Consider the following 23,582-nt stretch of genomic DNA (forward strand, 5'->3'; position numbering starts at 1 on the left):
TCCAGCCGAACTATACCGCTCCCGCCGGACTCTCCACAACCCTCGCCGAGGTCCGGCTCTACGGACTCTCCCAAGGGCCCGTGAAGGCGCTGAAATTCCGCCCCTGCGGCAGGGGACGGTGTGCGTCCGGCGCGCTCAAGGTCGCAGCCGATCGAGCAGACCGACGAGCGAGGCCAGCGCGAACGCCAGGCCGAGAGCGTAGAGCGCGAAGAAGGTGGCCGGCACCGTGGCCTCGAGCCCCGAGAAGCCGAAGCGCTTCTTGCCGCGCGGCGCGTAGAGCCCCTCCCACTCGCGCGTGAAGACGCGGTAGCTGCCGACGAAGCGCCTCCGCTCCATGCGTCGGAGCTGGCGGTAGCGCCAGTCGACGAGGGCTTCGTACTGGAGGATCGTGCGCTTCCAGAGGTGGCACGCGAGCATGCCGATCACGAAGAGCGGGATCGTCACGAACGCGAGGCGCGTGCCCGTGAGCGCGAGGTCCTTGATCAGGAAGGCGACGACCGCCGAGAGGCCCGCGTTCACCGTGAGGAACGTCTGCGTCGTGCCGCGCCTGCGCTCGACGACGCGCTCGGTGCTGTCGAAGAGCAGGCGGTACTCGTCGAAGGCGTCCGTGCGCACGGGCGCGTGCGACGCATCCACCTCGGCGAGGATCTCGTGCACGACGTGGCGCTCGACGTCCCCGGTCGAACCCTCGTCGAGCTCGGCGAGGTCCCCGCGCGCGGGCAGGATGTCGGCGCGCAGATCGACGAACGGGGCGAGCGCGGGCCGATCGACGGCGACGAGCAGGAGCTTGTCGATCACTTTGACGAGCGCGGGGAGGAGCTCCTCGGGCGCGCCGATCTTGCCAGCGGCGACGCTGCGATCGACGAAGAGGACGATCGCGGCGGCGGACTTTGCGGCGCGGCCGAACGAGCGGGCGGGATCGGCGCTGTCGTCCTCTTCGGGCCAGCGCTTCACGCGCAGGCCGCGCTCTTCGAGGCGCTCGGTGATGCGGGAGGCGCGGCCGTCCTGGCTCGGGGCAGCGACGACGAGGACCTCGGCCGGCGATGCGTCGTGCATGATGGCTCGGCGCATCAAACCAAGAGATGGCACGTTTGAACAGCATTGAATCGTCGCTGCCGCGGCGGCGAGCGCAGATGACGGGCGTCCGCCGTTCGGATATCGTGTTTCCGGGCAGGCGGGCCGCCCGCGAGAGGTGGCCCGGACGCCATCCGTGCCGGGAGCGAGCCGGCTTTCTTATTTTTCAGGAGGACGAACGATGAGCGGTTGGACGATGCGCGGCGCGCTCGTGGGGGCGACGATGGGTGCGTTCGCGGCGATCGGTATCGCGTCGTGTGCCCTGACGGATTACCAGCCCCCGACCGCGAATACCGGCGCGTCGACCGGCGGCGAGGGCGGAACCGGCGGTACGAGTGGCACCGGGGGCGCGGGCGGGATGCCAGGTCCAGGCGGCAGCGGCGGCGCTGGGGCTGCGGGCGGTTCGGGCGGCAATGGCGGCGTGCTCTGTTCGACCGGGTCGGTTTGTGTCCCGCCGGTGCCCACGGGGGATGGTTGGATCGGGCCCTTTTTGGGGCGCGCGACCGATCACCAGACGGGCCCTCAGCCGTGCCCGAGCGGCGGGCCGCCCGACGTCCTGCACGCCGACCCCTCGCCGAGCGAATGCAATGCCTGCGAATGCACGGTGTCCGAAGGTGTCGGGTGCAGCGGCGCCTTGCTTTCGTGCTGGGCGGGCGCCGGGTGCAACTCCGGCACGCCCAAGGACATCCCGAGCGGGTGCACCGGGGGCGCCAGCCTGCCGGGGGGCGCGCTCGGCTCGTCCTGCAAGGTGACGGGTTTGCCCCAACCCAAGGTGGGCGCGGAGGCCGCGTGTGAGCCGACCGGCGAAGGTGGCGGCCTCAAGTACAAGCACCTCTGGCAAACCAACGTCTACCTATGCGACGCGTCCGCCGCCTCCGATTGCGCGGGCGGGGGCTCGTGCGTGACGCCGCAGGCGGGATTCTATAGCGATTCCATTTGCATTACGAAAGCCGCCGAGGTGGAGTGTCCCGAGGGCTGGACGTTCGAGCGATTCATGGCGTACGAGCAGTTCGCGGAGGGCCGGTCGTGTACGAGCTGCACGTGTGATGCGAGCAAGGTGGTTTGCCCCGTGGATGGGGTGTTCCTGACGACGCCGTTCGAGCTCGGGTGCAGCGGCGACAACAAGATCCTGCCGAATACCTGCGTTGGTGTCGGCCTGGGCGGCTCGGTCGAGGTCAAGCCCCCGACGCCGCAGCTCGGCCCCGAGGCTTGTCCAATGCCCAAGGGCGAAGGCGCGGTGAAGACCTCAGGGCCCACGACGGTCTGCTGCGCCACCCTGCTTTCGCCCTGAATCGTCCCGGGCGCCGATTTCACCCCGCCGGCGCCTTCGCGCCGAGCGCCTCTCCCATGCGACGGATCTCCACCACCTTCTCCTCGAACGGCGCCCAGTCCTCGTGCGCGTCGATCGCGTGCCAGAGCGATTCAATTTCGTCGATGAGCAACGAGCACGGGGCATCGCCCTGGAAATACGGGTGCGAGAGCGCATCGGGGCGGGCGGGCGTGTAGAGCTCGAACAAGCTCCGCAGCGCGTCGAATCGTTCACCTTGGTAAAACCTCGATGCCTCGCTCGCCCGCGCGCGCGCCTCGCTCTGGACACCGCCGTACCAGTCGAAGAAGAATCGATCGAAGGGGACCTGGCTGTCTTCGAGGAAGAGCTCGATGGCCTCGGTGAGGCTCGCGTCGACGTCCGGATCCGAGGACGAGAGGCCCATCCGCGCGAGGAATGCGGCCGCGCGCGCCTCGCGCAGCGCCGGTTCGAATGCGCGCACCGCGGGGGCGAAGGCGGCCGAGGGGGAGACGAGGCGCAGGGCATCGGCGAGGCGCGTCAGGTTGAGCGCCACCGCGCGCGGCTGCTGCCCGAAGGCATACAGGCCTGTGTGATCGAAATAGGCCGCGATGAACGAGGGATCGAGCGTGGGCAGGAAGCGATACGGCCCATAATCGAAGCTCTCGCCCGTGATGTTCATGTTGTCGCTGTTCAAGACGCCGTGGACGAACCCGGCGGCGGTCCACGCGGCGACGAGCCGGGCCGAGCGCCGCGCCACGGCCTCGACGAACCGGACCGCCGGATCCGGGCCGCCGGCGGCCTCGGGCACGTAATGGGTGATGCAGAAATCGAGCAATTGGGACAAACGCGCGACGTCGCGGTGGTAGGCGTGCCGCTGGAACGTGCCGAAGCGGATATGGCTGTGCGAGAGGCGGACGAGGAGGGACGAGCGGGTGGGGGAGGGTTCGTCGCCTCGGAACAAGGCCTCGTGCGTTTCGAACAAGGAAAACGCCTTTGACGTGGGCACGGAGAGCGCTTCGAGCATCTCCGCGGCGAGCACCTCGCGCACGCCGCCCTTCAGCGTGAGCCGCCCGTCCCCGCCGCGCGAATACGGAGTCGTCCCGCTGCCCTTCGTGCCGAAATCGAGGAGCCTTCCGTCCTCGGGATCTTCGAGCTCAGCCAGGAGAAACCCGCGGCCGTCGCCGAGGTACGCGTTGTACACGTCGAACTGATGCCCGTGGTAGCGCAAGGCGAGCGGCGCGGGCAGGTTCTCCGGCAGGGGCTCGAGGCGACCGAAATGGCGATCCCATTCCTCCGCGTCGAGCTCGCCGAGGCCGAGGCGGCTGGCCCAGCGCTGGTTGCGGAAGCGAAGTGTGCGGGTCGGGAATCGCGCGGCCGTGACGACGTCGGCGAAGCCGTCGCCGAGCAAGGAGATGCGGGGCGCGGGGCGGTAGCGGGGGGTGATCGGCATGGGCACGGGGGTTTGGGGGTTACGCTCGGCTCGTCCGAGCGTAGCTCCCATCGGCAAACGAGGGTTTGGGGGCGTAGCTCGGCTCGTCCGAGCGTAACCCCCAATCGGAAAACGGGAGTCATCTAAAGCACCTCGGCCCCGCTGGCCAGCACAAGCGTGCCGTCCGAAGCTTGACGCCCTCGGTTGCGGCGCCCGGGCGGCTTCCCTTAGGATGGGCCCCTGATGTCCTCCTACGATCCGCCGTTGCTCCTCGGTCAACCCGAGGACGCGCTCGCTCAAAGCTCCCTCGAAGGTTTGCCCTTTGACGCCCTGGTCCTCGTCGCGCCCTCGCCGATGAGCACGCGCGCGACGCTCACGGGCCCCGTGTCCGCGGCGCTCGCGTGCGCGCTCAAGGCCGACGCGGCGCTCGATCGAGGCCCGCGGCCTCCGGCGGTGATCGCGGCGCCGGCGCTTCCCGGGGGGCGGCTCGTGGTGGTGCCGATGGGCGCGCTCGGCGAGGACACGGACGACGTGCGCAGCGTGGCGGAGGCCGTGGCCGCAGGGACGAGCCGCGCGGTGGACGCGGGCGCGACGCGGCCACTCGTGTGGGTACATGCGCCTTCCGGGCCGCGGTTTGCCCGCGCGCGGGAGGTGGCGGCGCTCGCGGCGCTCGGCAGCCAGTGGGCGCCGGTCGAGGCGCGGGAGGCGAGCAAGGCGCCGCGCACGGCCGAAGCCGTGGGCATCGTGGGCCTCGACGAGGCGCGGGCGCGGTCGCTCTCGGCGATCGATCACGGACGCGCGCTCTGCCGCGACATCGCGGGTACGGAGCCGGAGCGCATGGCGCCGCGCCGGATCGCGGAGCTTTGCGAGATCGCGTTTCGCGGCACGGGCGTGCGCGTCGAGGTGGAGCACGACGTGTCGGGGTATCCGCTGCTCGCCGCGGTGGCGCGGGCGTCGATGGGCGTTGAGCGTCACCGGCCGTGCGTGGTGCGGCTCTCGTACACGCCCGAGGCGCCGGCGTCGCGGACGCTCGTGCTCGTGGGCAAGGGCGTGACGTACGACACGGGGGGCGCGGATCTGAAGACGGACGGGCACATGGCCGGGATGTCGCGCGACAAAGGCGGCGCGGGCGCGGTCGCGGGGCTCGTGCTGGCGGCTTCGCTGCTCAAGCTGCCGGTGCGCGTGGTGGGGTTGCTCGGGCTCGTGCGGAACAGCGTGGGCGACGAGTCGTTCGTGAGCGACGAGATCATCCGCGCGCGTTCGGGCGTGCGGGTGCGCATCGGGAACACGGACGCGGAGGGGCGGCTCGTGCTGGCCGATCTTTTGGCCGAGGCGAAGACGATCGCGGAGCGCGCGCCTTCGCCGACGTTGTTCTCGATCGCGACGCTCACGGGCCACGTGTACCGCGCGTTCGGGCCCTACGTCGGTGCGATCGGCAATGGCCCGGCGCAGCGGGCGGGGACGCTCGATCTGCTGGATCGGCTGGGCGAGGCGTGGGGGGAGCCGGTGGAGAAGTCGCGGCCGCGGCGGGAGGATTACTCGTTCGTGGCGCCGCGATCGAGCGCGGAGGACGTCGTCAGCTCGAACCGATTGGCGTCGGTGAACACGCCGCGCGGGCATCAATTCCCGTTTGCGTTCCTCGATATCGCGTCGGGCCTGCGGGGCGAGCGGATCCCGTTCGTGCACCTCGATATCGGGGGCGTGGTGGTGGATCCGCCGGATTGGCAATTCGGGCGGCCGACCGGGAGCCCCGTCGCGATGCTCACGGCGCTTCTGGGGCAGCCGGCGGAGTAGGGGAGACGCGAGCAAGCTCGCCGAACGAGCGCTCACGGTTCGTCGGTCGCCGCGGAGAGAGGGCGCTGCCGTAACATCTCGGCGAGCAGGTCGCGAAAGGCGGTCACCTTGCGTGGCACGTGCTTGCGGCCCGGATGCATCAAATAGACCGTCCCCGTGGTGACCACCCATTGCGGCAGGACGCGGATCAGGGTGCCTGCGGCGACGTCGGCGTCCGCGGCGAACGACGGGAGCGTCCCGATCCCCGCGCCCTGCTTCAATACCTCGCGCAGAAAGGACATGTCGTCGCTCGCCACGCGCGTGCGCACATCCACGGCGGTCCGGGATCCCGGCTGCGTGAGGTACACGGGAGATGTCCCGACGAACCCGACCCAATCATACGACGCGAGCTCCTCCGGCGTGCGAGGCGCGCCTCGCCGGGCGACGTACGCCGGGGACGCGTAAAGCCGGAGGTTGATGGTGCCGACTTTCCTTGCGATGAGCGGTGAATCTCGCAAAGGCCCGACGAAAACCCGCAGCGCGAGGTCGAACCCCTCCGCCGCGAGGTCCACCAGCTTGTTGGTCAGGTGCACCTCCACCTGGGTGCTCGGATACCGCGTCGTGAACCGCGTGACGGCCTCCGCGAGGACGGCGGCGCCGAGATCCACGGTCGTGGTCACGCGGAGCAGACCCGACGGGGCCTTTTCGCGCTCCGGCAGATCCGCGAGGGAGAGCTCGAGCGCCGCGAGCGAAGGCGCCACGCGATCATAAAGGGCCGCGCTCGCCGTGGTCGGCGACACTTTTCGCGTCGTCCGGTGAAACAGGAGGAGCCCGAGCGATTCTTCCAGCGCCGCGACGGCCCGGCTCACGGTCGAGCGAGGCACCCCGAGCCGCGCGGCGGCGTTCGAAAAGCTGCCCGTGTCGTGCACGGCGATGAAGGCGCGGACGAGGTTCAGATCGATTGTTGCCATCTTGCACCACAGACGCTCGACAATGATGATTGTCCCCAACCTAGCACGAGTTTAGATTCGCGTGGTCTTTCAAGGAGGAGAGCATGTCGAATCAAGCGTTTCTCGTGACGGGCGCCTCGGGCCACCTCGGCCGGCGCGTGCTCGAGCTTTTGCTCGCCCAGGGCGTGGGGCCGATCGTCGCGACCACACGAACGCCCGAAGCGCTGAAGGAGTTCGCCGCGAAGGGGGTCGAGGTCCGGCGCGCCGACTTCGAGGACGAAAAGGGGCTCGCCGACGCTTTTCGAGGCGTGGGCTGCGCGCTGCTCATCAGCACCGACGCCCTCGATCGTCCCGGTCGCCGCCTCGCGCAGCACGCCGCCGCGCTGCGCGCGTTCGAGGCGTCTGGCGTGACGCACGTCGTCTACACGTCGCTCACGAACCCGCGCGTCGGTTCGCCCGTTCTCATTGCAGGGGACCATCGCGAGACCGAGGCGACCCTCGCGGCCTCCCGCCTCGATTTCACGATCCTGCGCAACAACCTCTACGCCGACCTGCTACTTCAATCGCTTCCGCAGGCGATCGCTTCAGGGCAGCTCGTCGATGCGCGCGGCGAAGGCGCGATTGGGCTCGTCACGCGCGAAGACTGCGCGCGCGCGGCGGCGGCCGCCCTGTCCGGGCCCGCCGCGGGACGGCGTACGCTCGACGTGACGGGGCCCGCCACGGTGACGAGCGCAGAGATCGCAGCGATCGCGAGCGAGCTCTCGGGCCGCACCGTGAATCACGTGTCCGTGCCGCCGGACGCGCTCGAGGCCGGGCTCGTGCAGCACGGCCTCCCGCCGGGCGTGGCCAAGCTGCTCGTCTCGTTCGACGTCGCCGCGCAGAAAGGCGAGCTCGCGGTGGCAACGAGCGTGGTGAAGGATTTGACCGGCCACGCGCCGCAATCCGTCGCCGCGTTCCTCGAAGCGCACCGCGCGGCTCTCGTGCCTGCACGGAGCTGAGCGCCGGCGGCCCGGGCGCCCTCGGCCAGCGTGCGTGCTGCGCGCCCTGGCGCGGGCATGGCCGTGCGTGCAAAAGGACTTGTGTCCGGGCGCCCCTCGGGCCATCACTCGGGGCCATGGGGAAGATCTTCCTGGCAGCCGCGATGTTCCTGGCGCTGAACGGGTGCGGCAACGAGTGCAGCTTCAAGGAACAATGCAATGGCAACGTACTGGAAATCTGCGGGGAAGGACCGGACCAGGTCGTCAACCGGAAGGTGAGCAGTACGCCTTGCGAGGCGCCCAACGAGGTCTGCGTCGAACCCACGGAGGGCTTGGCCTACTGCGCGCGCGCGCCGGAAACCACATGTGACGACACCTTCGACGGCGCGTGCGACGGCACGGTCCGGCTGATGTGCAGTCCAAAGCTCATCAGCCCCGAGGGGGTTTCCCGCTTCGTGGTGGCGTTCGACTGCGCGGACTCGAACCAAACATGCGTCGACGAGGGAATGACGGCACGTTGCCAATAGGCCCTTCCCCCGAAGCTCTCGAAGGCTCGCCCCTCACCCCTATCTCCACGGTCGCACGACCCCGAGCCCATGCGATCAGCGTGTCCCGTAATGGAACACGCCGCTCGGGATCGCGAGGTTCGTCGCTGCGACCCACGCCTCGGCGCCGGCCTCCTTCTTCGCGAAATCGACCACCAGAGACTGCACCTCGAGCCCTTCGAGCGCGAGGTTCTGGAAGGTTCGCCCCGCGTCCTCGGAGCGCCAGATCCCTTCACCCCAGGTCCCGAGCCATACCCGCCGGCCGTCGTGTGGATCCACGGCGAGGACACGAATGTCACGCATCGGCACCTCGCGCTCTTCCAGGCGCCCGTCCGCTTCGCTCACGAAGAGCCGCGACGACATGAAACCGCCTTGCACCACGTAATAGGAGCCTCCGCCCGCGAAGACCGAGGGGGCCGGTAGCTCCAGGGGCCCGCGATCCTGAAAACGTGTTCCCCCGTCCTCGCTCACGAAGACGCGCTCGCCCACGGCCACGACGCGGTCTCCATCCGTGGCGACGCCGGTGATGGAGACGCCGTCGATCACCGTGCTCTGGTGGCCGCTCCGCTCCACGCGTACGAGCGCGCGGGGATGCGCGACGAACAACGCATCGTCGAGCGCGGCGCCGTCGGGCACGCGCGTTTCGGCGCCCCACCCGAGCGGGATTTTTTCGAGGGAGGCCCCGTCGTAGCCCCACGCGAATTGTCCCTCGACGTCGACAAACCACGCCCGATGCGCTCCCGTGCCGAGCACGTGTACCGGGATATCGATGCCGGGGACCGGTACGAACGCGCCGTCTTTCCCGAGCGAAAAGATGTCTCCGCCCCCGACGGCGAGCAGCGGCCCGTGCTCGGCGCGTACGAGCGCGGGATTGTTCCAGTCCTCGGTGCCGGCGATACGTTGCCACGCGCCATAGCGCGGGGACACGAGGCGAACGACGGACAGGGCGAGCAGCGACACGTGGAGGAGCGCGAGGCTCACGACGACGCCGCGCCGTACCTTCAGCGGCGTCGATTCGGGGAGCAGGCTCTCGAACGCCGTCAGATCGAGGAGGAGGCCGAGCACCGACAAGAGGACGGTCGCCGCGTACATCCCGTTCGCGAACGCGATCGGCGGGAAGACGAGGAGGAACACCGACCACGCGGCGACCTTCACCAGCGTAACGAAACGCGCAACCGAGGCCACACGCGACTTCTAGCAGTCCGCGCGGGCTCGGCCGACGATAAAGTGGAGTTTTTACGACCCCTCGGCGGGGGCGGACGCGGGCGCCTCGCCCCGGCGGTCTACGAGGAGCGGGTAGATGATTTTCGAGGTCTGCTGGCCGCGCGCGGGGCAATTCGCCGGGCGCGGCGGGCGGAAGAACGGCGGGCCTTTCGTGGGCGGCGGATCGTCGGGACAAACGACGTCGCTGCCGACCTCGAACGGCTCGAACGTCGTCGTCCCGAGCACGGCGGCGAAACAGGCGTCGATGCTCGGATCGGCGCGCGTCGGGGGGTCGTTGCGATCGGCCGTCACGGCCTCGATCGTCCCTCGCTCGGGGACGATGCGGGCGACCATGTACACGTGTTCCCCCGGGCGCACGCAGGCGCAGGCCACGTCGTAGAGCGGGTTCATGAACCGACCGGCGTACGCGGCGGGCAGGCGGAGCACGCTCGCGCCGATCTCGCGAGGCGTCCACCGGAAGGGGCAACCGGCCGTCGAGACCGGCGCGCGTGGTGTCACGGGCGGGGCGGGGTCTTCGGCCGGGGAGGGCGCCGCGGAGGCCGCTGGCGGAGGCTCCACCGCGGGCGGGCGTGTCGGACTGCAAGCGAGCCCCAGGGCCGAGAGCATCATCGAAGCGGCGCGGGCGAGGACACGAACCATGGGGGCATGGATGCCGCGGGGCGCGCGGAGTTCCCGCGCGTGCTTGCGACGCGCGCCTCGGGTCCTCAGATCCAGCGCGGAGGTCGTATGAACAAGAAGGGGCCGTCCGCCCTCGTTGCGGCCCTGGTCGCCGTGCTCGGGCTCGGTTTCTCCGCCGCCGCGCAAGATACGAACACGACGGGTCATGGCGCCGCCTCGGGCGAGGACGCCCAGCCGTCGGTCACGCCGCCACCAGGCTGCGTCTACCAGCGCACGCTGACGAAGTGCTACGTGCGCGTGAAATTCTGCAACGAGCTGTACCTCTGTCCCAACGGGAAGGAATGGTGGCGCGGCTGGAGGGAATGCGGCACCTGCCGTGGAGGCTCGGAACCAAGACCGTAGGTGTGGGGAGGCGTGATAAGGTCCGGCGGTGATCTCGTTCGTCCTGCGTTCGGCGCGCGTCGAAGACATTCCCTTGCTCGGGGCGATCGAGCGCGCTGCGGACGAGCGTTATCGAGCGACCCGCTACGCGTTGTTCCTGGATGGGGAGACCATCCCGCTCGACGCCGCGCAGCGGGCCGTCGCGGCCGGTCGCATCACGGTCGCCGAGGTGGACGGCGAGGTCGTCGGCTGGCTCTTCGTCACGCGTTTGGGCGCGGAGCTGTGCCTCGGGCAAGTGAGCGTGCTCCCCTCGCACGGGCGGCTCGGGGTGGGCACGGCGCTTTTGCGGGATCTCATCGAACGGGCGCGCGCGGCGGGTGAGCGGACCCTCGTGCTGAACACGCAATCGGATGTCGCGTGGAACATGCCCTGGTACGCGCGCCACGGGTTCGTCGTCGTCCCGCCGGAAGAATGGTCCTCGGAGATGCGCGCCGTGACCGAGGCGCAACACGAAACGGGCATCGATTGGAGCTCCCGCGTTCACATGCGCCTCACGCTCGCGTGAATGACGCGGCGGCCCGCGTCTCCGCGCGCGAGCGACGTGAACCGTTCGTTCATCCAGGCCACGCCGAAATCCACGAGGTCCGCGGCTTCGACGAGCTCGCTCCGCGCCTGGCCCACGGTCCCTTGGGCCGCGCGTCCCGTGGCCAGGTAGCCTTGCAAGATGAGCGCGAAATAATCCTCGCCGGGCCATTCGACGATCCCGTCGCTGTCGTCGAGGCCATCGACATACCGGATCTCCGGCGCCGGGTTCCCGGTGATCCGACGGTATCGACGTACCCGGCGTTTCTCGGGCAGGTCCACGAGATATTCGGCCCAGTGCAGCACGGTGGTCGTATTGAGGTCGGCGCCGAGGCGGAGCACGCGCCCGCCCACCTGGCAAAGCCGTTCGAGTGGCGAGCCGATACCAAAATAGTCGTGCCACGGTGGATCCCGGACGAGCTCGACGGCCCGCGCGCCGCGGGCGCCGAATCGCCCCTCCGGATGGTTCGTCACGAGCGTCCCGGGGCGCTGCCGGAGCGCTTCGGCGAGGTACCCGACGTCCGGATCCGCAGGCGTGCGCAGGCTGTCGAAGGGGTCGGCGCCTTCGAGATGCAGGGCGCGTTCGTCCTCGGGCAGGTCGTTCACCCAGGCCCAGTCGTCCCGCGCGCCGAGCACCATCATCCACGTTCCGCCCTCGCCGACGGCGTGATCGAGGGCGTCGAGGACGCCGCCCGCGCCGCCTTCGACCGGCCCGAGGGCGCGGAGCGAAGCGTGGATCATCAACGTGTCGCCCGCGCGGATGCCGAGCTGCTTCAGGTCGCGCGCGAGGTCGGTGGGGTGGAGCGGCGGAGGCTTGGGGGACATGGTTGGAGCCGGTGGAGGAGGCGCATCCTACACCGTAAAGGCGGACATGAGGAACGACCGCGCGGCCGACGAGGAAGCGCCGACGTGATCTCGCCGCATGTCCCTCCCGTGGAGATGGATGACAGAGGAGGAATGGCAAACCGGAACCAGACGGGGAGAGGGGCGTCGGTCCGGGGAAAAGTTTGTCCTTGACCCCGTGGACGAACCGACCTACCGCACACTCGTGCCCTCGTTGCTCCACGAAGCTCTCGTCGAGTTGTTCCGCAATCGGCCCGTGCTGGCTGCGGAGCTGCTCGCCGAGGCGCTCTCCGTGCCGCTGCCGCGCTTCACCGAGGCCCGCATCGAAGCGGCCGATCTGACGGACATCGTGCCTCGAGAAATGAGGGCTGATCTCCTCGTGCTCCTGCTTGAGGAGCGGCCCGTGCTCGTCATCATCGTCGAGGTCCAGCTCCAGTGGGACTCCGACAAACCGTTTGCTTGGCCGGCCTACGTCGCCGGAGCGAGGGCGCGATACCGCTGCCCGGCTTGCCTGTTGGTCGTGACCCCCGACGCGGCGCTCGCGTCCCGCCTGGCCAAACCCATCGAGCTGGGACCGGGACGAGGATCCGTCGTGCCGCTCGTGCTCGGCCCGCAGGGGGTTCCCGTGGTGACGGACCTCGCGGAGGCGGCGAGGCGGCCCGAGCTGGCCGTGCTTTCGGCGCTGGCGCACGGACAAACGGAGGTCGCGCTCGACGTGGCCGTGGCGGCGCTCGCGGCGACCACCGGGGTCGAGGACGACGAGCGGAAGGCGCTCTACGCGGATCTCGTGCTATTTTCGGTGGGCGAGGCCGCGCGCAAGGCGCTCGAGAGGCTGGTGGCCATGCGAAATTATGAATATCAGAGCGAGTTCGGCCGGGAGATGGTCGCCAAGGGCCGCGAGGAAGGCCGCGAGGAAGGCCGCGAGGAAGGCCGCGAGGAAGGCCGCGAGGAAGGTCGGGAAGAAGGTCGGGAAGAAGGCCTCCGACCGCTCGTGCACATGGTCGAGCGCCGGCTCGGCCGCGCGATGACCTCGGCCGAGCGCTCGTCCCTCGTGGAGCTGCTCCGCAAGCAGGGCCCGGACCGGGTCGGAGACGCCGTGCTCGATCTGTCACCGGCCGAGCTCGCGACCTGGATCGGGGCCACGAGCGAGCACTGACGCAGGCAGAGCCCTTGCGGTAGCGCGTGACCGAGAGCACGTTTTTGGCGTTGTCGGAAACTGAGGAAACCGGTACGGTTTCCTTGGTTCCCACGGAGGCCACGATGCACACCCTGCCTGCCGGTCCCCGCTTCCCTGCGCTCCAGGCGCTCAAGCTCGCTCGGGACACGAAGCGTTTTTTCCTCGATGCCGTCGGTCGATACGGTGACCCGTTCACGCTCCCGCTTCCTCCGGGGGACGTCGTCGTCACGGGGGATCCCGAGGGGATCCGGGAGATCTTCACCGCGGATCCCTCCCTGTTCACCCCGTACGCGGTCCTCCCGCTCGAACCGGTGGTCGGCCGGCATTCCGTGCTCCTGCTCGACGGCGCGCCCCATCGCCGCGAGCGCAAGCTGCTCACCCCGCCTTTTCACGGCGATCGCATGCGCGCCTATGGCGACCTCATGGCGGCCATCACGCTCCGCAAGGCGGCCGAGCTCTCGGCGGGCGCGAAGTTCAAGGCGCAAGATCTCACCCAGGAGATTTCGCTCGAAGTCATCATCGAGGCCGTCTTCGGCGTGCGGGATCCGGCGCGCGTGGCGCTCTTTCGCGAGGTGATCGTCGGCTACATCGAGGCGTACACGCCGCCGCTCATGATGATCGAGCCCCTGCGCCGCTCCTTCGGCGGCCTTGGGCCCTGGGCGCGATTCCAGCGTTTTTCCGAGCGTTTCCACGCCCTCCTCGCCGAGGAGATCGAGGCCCGGCGCAAGAGCGGCGAGGTGCGCGACGACATCTTGAGCCTCCTGCTCTCCGTGCGCGACGAGGAGGGAAGGCCCATGTCCAATGAGGAGATCGACGACGAATTGCGCACCATGTTGATCGCTGGCCACGAGACCACGGCCATTGGCATGGCTTGGGCGCTCGACGGGATCCACAGGAGTTCGCGCATCCGCGAGCGGCTCCTCTCCGAGATCCGCGAGCTCGGCCCGGCCCCCTCGCCCGAGGCGCTCGTGAAATTGCCTTATCTCTCGGCCGTCTGCGACGAGGCGCTCCGGCTGCATCCCGTGGTCGGCATGGTCTCGCGCAAGCTCCTCGCGCCGTTCACGTTTCGCGGCGTCGAGCTCCCGCCCGGGGCCGCCGTGATGGCGGCGATCGTGCTCGTACATCACAACCCCGCCGTGTATCCCGACGCCGACGTGTTCCGGCCCGAGCGATTCCTGGAGCGCAAATTCACGCCGTTCGAGTATCTGCCCTTCGGCGGCGGCGCGCGGCGTTGCCTCGGGGCGGCGTTCGCGCTTTACGAAATGAAGATCGTGCTCGGGACGCTGCTTTCGGCGCACCGCTTCCAGGTGCTCTCCGCCGAGCCGCCGCGCGTCGTGCGCCGCAATGTCACCCTGGGTCCGTCCGAGGGCGCGCCGCTCCGGTACCTCGGGCCCGTGCAGCGGGCCGTCGCGTGACGGCCGAGGCGGAGGCGCGCGGCCGCATCCTCGCCGTTGCGCGACGGCTCTTTTACGCGCACGGGTTCGGCCGCGTCACCATGGACGAGATCGCCTCCGAGCTCGCCATGAGCAAAAAGACGCTCTACCGCCATTTCGCGAGCAAGGAGGTGCTCTGCGAAGCCGTCATCGACGCCACGTTCACCACGATCGACGCCGAGCTCGCGGCCGTGCTCGACGACGCGGCCCTCGGCTTCGAGGACAAACTCGAGCGCTTCATGCGCCTCGTCGCGGGCGGCTACGAAGCGGCGCGCGGGCCTCTCCTCACCGATCTGCAGCGCGACGCTCCGTCGTTATGGGCGCGCGTCGATCAATGGCGGAGCAAGGTCGTCCACACGCGCACGCGTGCCCTCTTCGCCGCGGGCAAACACGCGGGGGTCTTCCGGCCCGACGTGCCCGAGGACTTCGTCGTGCGCATCGTCCTCAACAATGTGCAGAACATTCTCCGCCCGGACGTCCTCACCGCGCTCGGGATGAGCTTTCCCGAGGCGTTCGCCCATTGCAAGGCGCTGCTCCTCGATGGGATCCGCGCCAGACCCGAGGGCGGCGGGCGCAGCGCGGCCCCGTGAATCGTCTTCTCACCCCTCGCGTAGCTTGAAGCGCTGGATCTTCCCCGTCGCGGTCTTCGGCAGCTCGCGCACGAACTCGATCCAGCGCGGGTATTTGTAGGGCGCGAGCCGCCCCTTCACGAAATCTTTCAGCGCGTCCGCGAGCGCCGGCGAGGCTTCGTCCGGCCGCTTCAGCACGACGAAGGCCTTCGGCTTGATGAGCTTGGCCTCGTCGGTGTGGCCCACGACGGCGGCTTCGAGCACGGCCTCGTGGGCGGTGAGGGCGCTCTCGACCTCGAAGGGCGAGACCCAGATCCCCGAGACCTTGAGCATGTCGTCGCTGCGCCCTGCGTACGTAAAATACCCTTCCGCGTCACGCACGTACCGGTCGCCCGTGCGGGTCCAGGCGCCGTGGAACGTGTCGAGGCTCTTTTGCCGCTGGTTCCAGTACGAAACGCAGCTCGACGGCCCGCGCACCCACAAGGAGCCGTCCTCGCCGTCGGGCACGGGTTCGCCCGCGTCGTCGACGAGCTTTACGTCATAACCAGCGACAGGGCGGCCCGAGGTCCCGTACCGCACGTCACCGGGCCGATTGCTCATGAAAATGTGCAACATCTCCGTGGAGCCGATCCCGTCGAGGATGTGCGCCCCGAAGCGCTCGAACCATGTCTCGCCGATCTCCTTGGGCAAGGCCTCCCCCGCGGAGACGCAGACGCGGAGGCGATCGGAGCCGGTCTCGCGGCTGTTCTTGGGATCGGCGAGGATCGAGGCGTACAGCGTGGGGACGCCGTAGAAGATGGTGGGACGTTTTTCGCGGAGCACGCGCATCACGGTGTCGGGCGTCGCCCGAGCGGGCTGGTAGACGGCCGTGGCGCCGACGTGAAAGGGAAACGTGATCCCGTTGCCGAGTCCGTACGCGAAAAACGATTTCGCCGCGGAGAAGACCACGTCGTCCGGCTGGATCCCGAGGACCCGCTCCCCATAAAGCACGGCGGTCTGCTGCAGGTGGGAATGCAGGTGCACCGCGCCTTTCGGCCGGCCGGTCGACCCGGACGAGTACAACCAGAAGGCCACGTCGTCCGGCGTCGTCGGCGCGGCTGCGAGCGTGGGCGCGGCGGCGCGGAGCAGCTCACCCAGGTGCGCATGCCTCCCGGGGCTCGCGCCTTCGTCGCCGACGAGCACGACGTGCTCGACGAACCGCGCCTTTTCGAGGATCGACGCGAATTTCGGGTAGAGGAGCGATGAAAGAACGAGCACGCGGGCGCGGCTGTCCTCGAGCAGGTACGCGTAATCGTCGGGCTGGAGCAGCGTGTTCACGGGCACCGGGACGGCGCCGATCTTCATCGCTCCGAAGAAGACGGTCGGGAAATCACGGCCATCGAGCAGGCAAACAAGGACCCGCTCCTCCATCCGGACGCCGAGCCCGCGGAGCGCGTTTCCCGCCCGGTTCACGCGCTCGGCGAGCTCCGCATACGTGACGGCGCCCTCAGGGTCGATGACGGCGATCCTCTCGCCGCGCCCCTCGGCGAGGTGCCGATCGATGAAATGGCCGGCGGCGTTGTACTCGCGGGGGAAGGAGAGGGCAGGGGAGGGCGCGGACATCGTGGCAGGAGCGTACCACAGGTCGCGGCACGTATGCGCGGCGGTTTGTGCGCCGCGTCGGAACCACACGCGCCCTCGATTGCACGAATCGCGCGACGAGAACGGGGGGGGCTTGCGCAATTCGTGCAAGCCGGTTGCTCGATACGTGCACGTGGACCGTGTGCCTCCCGCATGTTGGGCGTTTCGCCGAGGCGCGGCGCGGCAGGACGCCAGGCATGGCGATTGCCAAAATGAAAAGCATGAACATGCGGCAGATTCGTAACTTTCCTGTGACTTCGATCGTCCTCGCGTTCGGCGTCGCCGCGTGCGGCACCGGCGAGGGCTCTGCTCCGGACGAGGCGGTCGCCGCTGCGCAGGCGGCCGTGACCGACGAGGTCCTCGCCGAGCTCAACGCAATCCCTGGGCTCACGGTCGTCAGCGAAAACCCCTCGACCATCCCGGGCACGCGTTTCTTCGTGCTCCGATTCGAGCAGCCCGTGGACCACCATGACCCGGACGGCCCGCGTTTCACGCAGAAAATCGCCCTCCTGCATCGCTCTTTCGACGCGCCCACCTCGTTCCTCCCCAGCGGCTATGCCGTGAACACGCGGAAGGTGATCGAGGGCGAGGTCACGGCCATGCTCCAGGCCAATCAGCTCTACGCCGAGCATCGCTACTACGGCGAATCCGTGCCCCCGGGCCCGACGTACGAGCACCTCGATATCGAGCAGTCCGCCGGCGATCATCACCGGATCGTGCAGGCGTTCAGGCCCGTCTATACCGGCCGCTGGATCTCCGGCGCCTCCAGCAAGGGCGGCATGACCTCGATCTATCATCGCTATTACTACCCGGACGACGTGGACGGCACGGTCGCGTTCGTGTCGCCGTCCACCTATTCGCCGAGCGATCCGCGGTACGTCACGTTCCTCCGGAAGGTGGGGGACGCGGCGATGCGGTCGAGGCTCATCGCCTATCAGCGCGCCCTTTTGGCGCGGCGTGACCAGCTCGTGCCGATGATGGTGGCGGAGCTGGGCGACGACTGGGGCCTCACGTTCGATATCGTGGGGGCCGATCGCGCCTTCGAATTCGGCGTCCTCGAGGCCTCGTTTTTCTACTGGCAGTTTTGCCCCGTGCAATTCTGCGAGCCTCATCTCCCGGCGCCGGGCGCGAGCGACGAGGAACTGCTCTCCTTCTACATCAACTACCTCGGCGCCCCGTTCAACTACGACGACGAGACCATCAACGTGCACTACGGGCCCTATTTCTACCAGTCGGCCACCCAGCTCGGCCACCCGCGCTTCGACGAGGCCCCCTTGCGGGATCTGCTGCGGTATCCGGGGCAGGACAGGGCGGAGAACCTCACGCCCGTGCCGGTGACGATCCCCTTCGATTACGGACTCATGCCGCTGATCGAAGCGCGGACGTGGGCACATGGCGAGCGGATGCTCTTCATTTATGGGGAGAACGATCCTTGGAGCACGAGCCCGTTTGATGTCCGAGCGAAGAACGACGCATTCCGGTACTTCGTGCCCGACGGGCACCACGGCGTGGGGATCGAAGACCTCCCCGAGGAGGAACGATTGCACGCGATGAGCCGCATCTTCGATTGGGCCGACATGCCCTTCGACCCGTCTGCCGCCCGGACGGCGGCGCCGTTCGCGCCGGCGGTCGAGGACGACGAGGCTCCGGGGCCACGCTTCCGCTTGCCGCTCCGCTGATTCGCAGGATCTTGCGTTCGCGCCTGCGCGGGGCGATCCTCGGCCATGGCCTCGCAAAGCGCCCCCGATCCCGTCGACGCGTGGCTGCCGTTGCCGCGCCTCCTCGCGTATGGCCTCCAGCACGTGCTCGCCATGTACGCCGGCGCCGTCGCGGTGCCGCTCATCGTCGCCGGCGCGCTCGGCCTCTCGCGGGAAGAGCTCGTTTCCCTCATCGGCGCCGACCTCTTCACCTGCGGCCTCGCGACGCTCGTGCAAACCGTGGGGTTTCCCGGCTTCGGCGTGCGTCTACCGGTCATCCAGGGGTGTACGTTCGCCGCCGTCGGCCCGATGATCCTCATTGGCAAGACGGGCGGATTGCCCTCGGTGTACGGCGCCGTCATCGCGGCCGGCGCGCTGACCTTGCTCGTCGCGCCCTATTTCGCGCGATTGCTTCGGTTTTTTCCGCCGGTCGTGACGGGCAGCATCATCACGCTCATCGGCATTTCCTTGTTGCCCGTCGCGGTGCGCTGGGCGGGCGGCGGGGACCCGTCGTCCCCCGATTTCGGCGCGCCGGCCGCGCTCGGCCTCGCGTTCACCACGTTCGCGCTGGTTCTCCTTTACAAACGCGTGCTCACGGGCTTCTGGCAGAGCGTGGCCGTGTTGCTCGGGCTCGTGTCGGGCACCGTGATCTCGGCGGCGCTCGGCATGTTCGAGCTCGCGGGCGTGCGCGAGGCGCGCTTTATTGCCGTGACCACGCCGTTTGCATTCGGGCTGCCTCATTTCGATCCGGGGGCGGTGGCCTCGATGGCCCTCGTCATGCTGGTCGTCATGGTGGAATCGACGGGGGATTTCGTGGCGCTCGGCGAGCTCACGGGCAGGCCCTTGACGCCAGAGGCGCTCGCGCGCGGCTTACGCGCCGACGGTTTGTCCACGATGCTGGGCGGCGTGCTGAATGCATTTCCGTACACCGCCTATGCGCAGAACGTGGGCCTCGTGGCGCTCTCGCGGGTGCGGAGCCGCTGGGTCGTCGCGGCGGCGGGCGTGATCCTCGTCGTGCTTGGCCTCTTGCCGAAGCTCTCGGCGCTCGTCGCGGCGATTCCAGCGCCCGTGCTCGGCGGGGCGGGGCTGCTCATGTTCGGGCAGGTGGCCGCGAGCGGGCTGCGTACGCTATCGCGGGTCGAGTTCGACAGCGAGCGGGGGCGCATGAACGGGTTGATCGTCGCGGCGACTTTGGCCGTGGGCCTCATTCCGCTCGGCGCTTCGAATTTCTGGAGAAGCTTGCCCCCATGGCTCCAGGTGATCCTACAAAGCGGCATCACCGCCGGCAGCGTGACCGGCATTCTCTTGCACGCGGTGTTCGCTCGCGGGAGCGATGGCTCAAAAGACGCCGCTCACGCCGATCCCGGGGGCCCGTAAAACTCCATCGCTGACGAGGGTCGGCGCGAAGTGCCATCGCGGGGCAAACCCGCCCCGGGACTTCTCCGCGTCCATGGTCGGGGCGTCCTTGTCGTCCTCGCGCGCGCGCACGATCGCCGTGGCAAGCGTGATCCCCCCGTGCACGAACAATGCGCCCGACCACGCCGTCAGCGCTGTCCAGGCCCCACGATCCCGGCCCGCGGGATCGAGGAGCTGCGCCGCGCCCACGAGGATCGTCGGCGTCGTGCCCAGCATTTCGACGATCCCGAACGCCATGGGCGGTGTCCTGTTCTCGTGGAGCAATGCGCTCACCGCGCCTGTGGTGAATGCGAGGTTCGCGCCGAGCGCCCAGGAGACGCCATACACCGTCCCCCGATCCGTGCTCGGCGCGGCGAGCGACCAGATCCCGTGCGCGCTCATGGCCCCGGTCCACGCGGCGGGAACGAGGAACACGGCGGTGACGAGGTTGGAGTCGATGCCGTCAAGGTGCGCCCGCACGAGGAGCCCGTTGAGCAGGAGCGCCGACGGCGTCATGAGTGCGCTCTCTGCAATCGACCAGCCGAGCGCCGGGGGCTCGCCTGGCGACACGATCGCGGCGTCGTGAATCGTGAAGACCGTGCCGGTGACGAGGATCGACGTCCCGGTAAAGAAGATCGTCGCGAGCCCCTCTGCGAGATTTCGGTAGGAGTCGGCGCGCGCCTCCGGGGCCAGGGTGAAGGTGAGGGCGGCGGCCGAGAGCGCGACACAAGCCTTCGCGAGGGTTCGGCGTCGGAGCGAGAACATCGTTTCCACCTATTCGAATTACAAGCCCAGTTTTCCGAGGAATGGCTCCAGCAGATCGAGCATCGCCTTGATGCGCGGGATCTCGGACAGGACGGCCGGCACGACCACACGGAACCCGAGCTCGCGGCCCACGAGGTCGGGCAGGACCGGGACGATCGTGCCCTCGGGCAGCCCTTCGTCCGGGATCCCGGGATCGGGCAGGAGCGCGATTCCGTGCCCCGCGAGCGCGAGCTGACGGATCACGTGAATGTCTTGGGCCGTGACGAGGGGCGAGACCGGGAACGTGCCGCCGCGGAGCAGCGGCCAGGAGCGCCCGTCCTCGCCTGGGCTCTCCCACGCGAGCAGATCGTGCCGCGAAAGCTCCTCGACGGATCGTGGTGTCCCGCGCCGGGCCAGGTATTCACGCGACGCGACGAGCCACACGCGAATGCGCATGAGCTCGCGTGAGACCCACGGCCCCGCGGGGCTCGTTTCGCCGAAATGAAAGGCGAGGTCCACGCTCTCCATGAGCCCCGCGATCGGATCGTCGCTGAAATGGAGCTGGAAGGCGAGGCGCGGGTGCTTGCGCGCGATGCCGAGTACGTGAATGAGGACGTGCGGGGGCAACCCCACGGGCAAGAGGACACGAAGCACGCCGGCCGGCTCGGATCCCGCCTCCCGGACCGATTGCAAGAGCGCGTTCGACTCCTGCACCATGAGCCGCCCGCGCGCCGCCAGGAGTTTTCCGGCTTCGGTCAGGCTGACGCCGTCCCGCGTCCGATCCACGAGCAACACGCCGGCGCGCGCTTCGAGCTGATCGATCCTCCGGCGTAACGTGGCGCGCGGCATGTGGAGGGACGTCGCCGCGGCCAGGAACGAGCCGGCCTCGGCCACCGCGAGAAAGGCTCGGAGCTCTTCGAGATCCATGGGGATGGTCGTTTTCTGAACACCGGGTGGCCGAGATTGGCCATACGCCCGCCGCTCGGCCGAGCTTACCATCGAACGATGCTGACCAGCCATCTCGATGTGCCGCACGAGGGACGAACCTTCCGGCGCGGCGCTCCCGGTTATGAAGAGCGACGGCGGGCCACGATGTGGAATGCGCGTGTGCCCGATCGATACCCGGAGGTGATCGTGCAAGCGAAGACCGAGCGCGACGTGGTCGCCGCCGTGAAGCTCGCGCGGCGCGAGGGCCTGCGCATCGGCGTGCGCTCGGGGGGCCATAGCTGGGCGGGCAATCACCTGCGGGACGGCGGGCTCTTGCTCGACGTCTCCGGCCTCGACGAGGTCACGATCGACCGGAAGGCGAGGCGCGCGACCACGGGGCCGGGCCGCGCCGGCAACGAGCTCGCCGAGATGCTCGGACGGCACTCGCTGTTTTTCCCGACGGGACATTGCAAGGGCGTGTGCGTCGGCGGCTACCTGCTCCAGGGCGGCTTCGGCTGGCACGGCCGCGCGCTGGGCCCGGCGTGCATGAGCGTGATCGGGCTCGATCTCGTGACCGCCGACGGCGAGCGGGTCTACGCGAGCGCCGAGGAGAACGCCGATCTCTACTGGTCCGCCCGTGGCTCGGGCCCCGGGTTTTTCTGCGTCGTGACGCGCTTTCATCTTCGTGTGTACGAAAAGCCCGAGGTCACGGGGTTCGCGTTCCAGAGTTTTCCCATGTCCCGGATGGAAGACGTCTTCCGCTGGGCGCGCGCCGTGGGGCCTTCCGTGCCCGCCTCGGTCGAGCTGCAGCTCGTCATGACGCGGAATGCGACCGGCGTGGGCGGGCCGGGCATCGAGGTCTTTGCGCCCGTCTTCGCGAGCACCGCGCGCGAGACGTTCGACGCGCTCGCCTTCATGAACGAGAGCGCCCTCGGCCCGAGCGCCGCGCTCAAGGCCGACTTCATCCCCGCGACGCTGCCGCTCCTCTACAGCGCCGTCATGCACCATTACCCGGATGATCATCGTTATGCGGTCGACAACATGTGGACCCACGCCCCCATCGACGATCTGCTCCCGGGCCTGCGCAAGATCGCCGAGACGCTCCCGCCGCCGCCTTCGCACGTGTTGTGGCTCAACTGGGCGCCGCCGCCGGACCGCCCCGATATGGCGTTCTCCGTGGAGGACGACATCTACATCGCCCTGTATGCAGGGTGGAAACGAGAAAAGGACGACGACCTCTACGCGTCCTGGGCCGGGGATCGCATGCGGGAGATGCAGCCGCTCGCGAGCGGGTGCCAGCTCGCCGACGAGAACCTCGGAAAACGCCCGGCGCGCTTCGTCACGTCGGAGAACCTCGCGCGGCTCGATCGAATTCGAGGAGACCGCGATCCGAAGCACTCCTTTCACCCCTGGATGGGACGACCATGAGCCACCCGATTCCTTCGCGCTCGCTCCACCTCGGCATGCGGGAGGGCGAGCTACGCGACAAGCCTTATGCAGCGTTCTGGAATCCGCGCATCGCGCCGCTCGTGGAGCATGTGCGGGAGGCGCTTCTTTGGGGCCCGCTCGCCGCGCCCCTGCTCCCCGATCTCAAAGGCGCGCCGCAGCTCCTCGACGCGGGAGATCACGAGGTCGAGAATGGGCTCGGCGTTCGCGACGACGGCGCGCTCTTCATCGCGGTGCGCACGGCCATGCCCGACGTGTCGCCGGCCATGGTTGATTGGTGGTTCGGCTGGCATGGCCAAGAGCCGCAACGTTACAAGCTCTGGCATCCCCGCGCGCACGTGCATGCGTGCTGGGGAGACGCGGATCCGCCGGGCGCCAAGGGGCGCACGCGTTACGTCGGCCGCGTTTCGTTCGTCGACGAGTACATCGGCAGCCAATTGCAACAGGTGACGATCCGGTTCGTCCGACCCGCGGAGCTCGGATTCGACGAGGCAGCGCTCGCGGATCCCGCACAGGCCACGGTCGTTTGCGCGCGGATTGGCCTCCTCGGGCTGCCCGTGGAGGCCGGGTGGCTCGTGCATCACGTCCGGGGTGTCCCGGGCGGCGCCGAAATGCGATCCCGCTTCTGGCTCGGCGGGCCCCACGGCGTCGTGCGTGCGCCGGGGTTCGTCGGCGCCGTCGCGTCGCGTTTCGCGCGGCGCGTGGCTTCACCGAGCCTGGAGGAAGCACGCGCGCTCCTCGTGCATTGCTCCCAGGAAATGTCGCACCTCGCCTCGTTCCTCCCGAAGCTTTACGCCGAGCTCCACGAAGTGCCCTGATCACAGCCGTTTCGAGGATGTCCACGCGTGGACATCCCATGGCGAACCGTGGCCATTGTGGGGACATCGAAC

Annotated in this window: 22 protein-coding genes; 13 read left to right on the plus strand and 9 right to left on the minus strand. The window is 69.0% G+C overall.

What is annotated here, in order from left to right:
* Nucleotides 1-135: 135 nt before the first annotated feature.
* Entirely contained in the window at nt 136-1,056 is a 921-nt protein-coding gene (locus tag QHF89_RS33430) for a RipA family octameric membrane protein (RefSeq protein ID WP_136970536.1), read from the minus strand.
* A gap of 199 nt (nt 1,057-1,255) precedes the next feature.
* Between QHF89_RS33430 and QHF89_RS33435 the strand changes: the two genes are divergently transcribed.
* Nucleotides 1,256-2,365, plus strand: a complete 1,110-nt coding sequence (locus QHF89_RS33435; RefSeq protein WP_284721239.1) for a hypothetical protein — start codon at nt 1,256-1,258, stop codon at nt 2,363-2,365.
* 19 nt (nt 2,366-2,384) lie between these two features.
* Here the strand turns inward: QHF89_RS33435 and QHF89_RS33440 are convergent, their stop codons facing one another.
* A complete protein-coding gene (locus QHF89_RS33440) occupies nt 2,385-3,812 on the minus strand; it encodes a protein adenylyltransferase SelO family protein (protein WP_136970539.1) in 1,428 nt (475 codons plus the stop codon).
* Nucleotides 3,813-4,034: 222 nt separating this feature from the next.
* Here QHF89_RS33440 and QHF89_RS33445 point away from each other — a divergent pair, with 222 nt between their 5' ends.
* Nucleotides 4,035-5,585: a M17 family metallopeptidase gene (locus tag QHF89_RS33445; RefSeq protein ID WP_136970540.1), complete on the plus strand. Its 1,551-nt coding sequence runs from the start codon at nt 4,035-4,037 to the stop codon at nt 5,583-5,585.
* Between the two features lie 32 nt (nt 5,586-5,617).
* Here the strand turns inward: QHF89_RS33445 and QHF89_RS33450 are convergent, their stop codons facing one another.
* Complete coding sequence (locus tag QHF89_RS33450; RefSeq protein WP_284721240.1) at nt 5,618-6,535, minus strand: LysR family transcriptional regulator; 918 nt, start codon at nt 6,533-6,535, stop codon at nt 5,618-5,620.
* 83 nt (nt 6,536-6,618) lie between these two features.
* Here QHF89_RS33450 and QHF89_RS33455 point away from each other — a divergent pair, with 83 nt between their 5' ends.
* Entirely contained in the window at nt 6,619-7,512 is an 894-nt protein-coding gene (locus tag QHF89_RS33455; RefSeq protein WP_136970541.1) for an SDR family oxidoreductase, read from the plus strand.
* A gap of 116 nt (nt 7,513-7,628) precedes the next feature.
* Nucleotides 7,629-8,018, plus strand: coding sequence for a hypothetical protein (locus QHF89_RS33460; RefSeq protein WP_136934749.1), 390 nt, complete (start codon nt 7,629-7,631; stop codon nt 8,016-8,018).
* Nucleotides 8,019-8,093: 75 nt separating this feature from the next.
* Here the strand turns inward: QHF89_RS33460 and QHF89_RS33465 are convergent, their stop codons facing one another.
* Nucleotides 8,094-9,221: a WD40/YVTN/BNR-like repeat-containing protein gene (locus tag QHF89_RS33465; RefSeq protein WP_136970542.1), complete on the minus strand. Its 1,128-nt coding sequence runs from the start codon at nt 9,219-9,221 to the stop codon at nt 8,094-8,096.
* Nucleotides 9,222-9,272: 51 nt separating this feature from the next.
* Nucleotides 9,273-9,899 (minus strand): hypothetical protein, encoded by a 627-nt coding sequence (locus QHF89_RS33470; protein ID WP_136970543.1) that lies wholly within the window; start codon nt 9,897-9,899, stop codon nt 9,273-9,275.
* A gap of 6 nt (nt 9,900-9,905) precedes the next feature.
* Here QHF89_RS33470 and QHF89_RS33475 point away from each other — a divergent pair, with 6 nt between their 5' ends.
* Nucleotides 9,906-10,280 carry a hypothetical protein gene (locus tag QHF89_RS33475; RefSeq protein ID WP_136970544.1) on the plus strand — a complete coding sequence of 125 codons (375 nt, stop codon included), beginning with the start codon at nt 9,906-9,908 and terminating at the stop codon, nt 10,278-10,280.
* 28 nt (nt 10,281-10,308) lie between these two features.
* Nucleotides 10,309-10,824: a GNAT family N-acetyltransferase gene (locus QHF89_RS33480; RefSeq protein ID WP_136970545.1), complete on the plus strand. Its 516-nt coding sequence runs from the start codon at nt 10,309-10,311 to the stop codon at nt 10,822-10,824.
* On the opposite strand, the gene QHF89_RS33485 is transcribed toward QHF89_RS33480, so the two are convergent.
* Nucleotides 10,800-11,666, minus strand: coding sequence for an AAC(3) family N-acetyltransferase (locus QHF89_RS33485; protein WP_136970546.1), 867 nt, complete (start codon nt 11,664-11,666; stop codon nt 10,800-10,802). The two genes, QHF89_RS33480 and QHF89_RS33485, sit on opposite strands and share 25 nt — an antisense overlap.
* 196 nt (nt 11,667-11,862) lie before the next feature.
* On the opposite strand from QHF89_RS33485, the gene QHF89_RS33490 reads away from it, so the two are divergent.
* The 3 genes from QHF89_RS33490 (at nt 11,863) to QHF89_RS33500 (ending at nt 14,884) form a co-directional block, all read left to right on the plus strand.
* The gene (locus QHF89_RS33490; protein ID WP_170229508.1) at nt 11,863-12,840 is read left to right on the plus strand and encodes a hypothetical protein; all 978 of its coding nucleotides are present in this window, start codon (nt 11,863-11,865) and stop codon (nt 12,838-12,840) included.
* Nucleotides 12,841-12,944: 104 nt separating this feature from the next.
* The gene (locus tag QHF89_RS33495; protein WP_136970547.1) at nt 12,945-14,276 is read left to right on the plus strand and encodes a cytochrome P450; all 1,332 of its coding nucleotides are present in this window, start codon (nt 12,945-12,947) and stop codon (nt 14,274-14,276) included.
* Nucleotides 14,273-14,884, plus strand: coding sequence for a TetR/AcrR family transcriptional regulator (locus QHF89_RS33500; protein WP_136932751.1), 612 nt, complete (start codon nt 14,273-14,275; stop codon nt 14,882-14,884). The genes QHF89_RS33495 and QHF89_RS33500 overlap by 4 nt, the downstream gene beginning before the upstream one ends.
* Before the next feature lie 9 nt (nt 14,885-14,893).
* On the opposite strand, the gene QHF89_RS33505 is transcribed toward QHF89_RS33500, so the two are convergent.
* Nucleotides 14,894-16,465 (minus strand): benzoate-CoA ligase family protein, encoded by a 1,572-nt coding sequence (locus QHF89_RS33505; protein WP_136970548.1) that lies wholly within the window; start codon nt 16,463-16,465, stop codon nt 14,894-14,896.
* A 245-nt stretch (nt 16,466-16,710) separates the two neighbouring features.
* Here QHF89_RS33505 and QHF89_RS33510 point away from each other — a divergent pair, with 245 nt between their 5' ends.
* Together QHF89_RS33510 and QHF89_RS33515 are read left to right on the plus strand one after the other, a co-directional pair.
* A complete protein-coding gene (locus tag QHF89_RS33510) occupies nt 16,711-18,162 on the plus strand; it encodes a S28 family serine protease (RefSeq protein ID WP_284721241.1) in 1,452 nt (483 codons plus the stop codon).
* Between the two features lie 45 nt (nt 18,163-18,207).
* Entirely contained in the window at nt 18,208-19,557 is a 1,350-nt protein-coding gene (locus QHF89_RS33515) for a nucleobase:cation symporter-2 family protein (RefSeq protein ID WP_136970550.1), read from the plus strand.
* Here QHF89_RS33515 and QHF89_RS33520 read toward each other — a convergent pair.
* Nucleotides 19,519-20,340: a hypothetical protein gene (locus QHF89_RS33520; RefSeq protein WP_136970551.1), complete on the minus strand. Its 822-nt coding sequence runs from the start codon at nt 20,338-20,340 to the stop codon at nt 19,519-19,521. The two genes, QHF89_RS33515 and QHF89_RS33520, sit on opposite strands and share 39 nt — an antisense overlap.
* An 18-nt stretch (nt 20,341-20,358) precedes the next feature.
* On the minus strand, nt 20,359-21,246 hold the full coding sequence (locus QHF89_RS33525; RefSeq protein WP_136932746.1) for a LysR family transcriptional regulator: 888 nt from the start codon (nt 21,244-21,246) through the stop codon (nt 20,359-20,361).
* Between the two features lie 78 nt (nt 21,247-21,324).
* Between QHF89_RS33525 and QHF89_RS33530 the strand changes: the two genes are divergently transcribed.
* Both QHF89_RS33530 and QHF89_RS33535 read left to right on the plus strand, forming a co-directional pair.
* Entirely contained in the window at nt 21,325-22,674 is a 1,350-nt protein-coding gene (locus QHF89_RS33530; RefSeq protein WP_136970552.1) for an FAD-binding oxidoreductase, read from the plus strand.
* Nucleotides 22,671-23,510: a DAPG hydrolase family protein gene (locus tag QHF89_RS33535; protein WP_136970553.1), complete on the plus strand. Its 840-nt coding sequence runs from the start codon at nt 22,671-22,673 to the stop codon at nt 23,508-23,510. Before QHF89_RS33530 ends, QHF89_RS33535 begins: the two co-directional genes overlap by 4 nt.
* The last annotated feature ends 72 nt before the right edge of the window (nt 23,511-23,582 follow it).

This window comes from Polyangium sorediatum (genome assembly GCF_029946465.1).
Lineage (GTDB): Bacteria > Myxococcota_A > Polyangia > Polyangiales > Polyangiaceae > Polyangium > Polyangium fumosum.